The following is a 376-nucleotide window of genomic DNA, read 5'->3' as shown; positions in this document are numbered from 1 at the left end:
AGGGGATCAAGATCTGATCAAGAGACAGGATGAGGATCGTTTCGCATGATTGAACAAGATGGATTGCACGCAGGTTCTCCGGCCGCTTGGGTGGAGAGGCTATTCGGCTATGACTGGGCACAACAGACAATCGGCTGCTCTGATGCCGCCGTGTTCCGGCTGTCAGCGCAGGGGCGCCCGGTTCTTTTTGTCAAGACCGACCTGTCCGGTGCCCTGAATGAACTGCAGGACGAGGCAGCGCGGCTATCGTGGCTGGCCACGACGGGCGTTCCTTGCGCAGCTGTGCTCGACGTTGTCACTGAAGCGGGAAGGGACTGGCTGCTATTGGGCGAAGTGCCGGGGCAGGATCTCCTGTCATCTCACCTTGCTCCTGCCG

1 protein-coding gene is annotated in these 376 nt (G+C 59.8%); it reads left to right on the top strand.

Annotated features, from left to right (window positions below):
- Window positions 1-45: 45 nt before the first annotated feature.
- Window positions 46-376: phosphotransferase (locus LUU93_RS21910; RefSeq protein WP_232683226.1), on the top strand; the 331-nt coding region annotated here is incomplete at its 3' end.

This window comes from Flavobacterium soyae (genome assembly GCF_021245985.1).
In the GTDB taxonomy this organism is placed as follows: Bacteria; Bacteroidota; Bacteroidia; order Flavobacteriales; family Flavobacteriaceae; genus Flavobacterium; species Flavobacterium soyae.
This window is presented reverse-complemented; position numbering and strand designations above follow the sequence as displayed.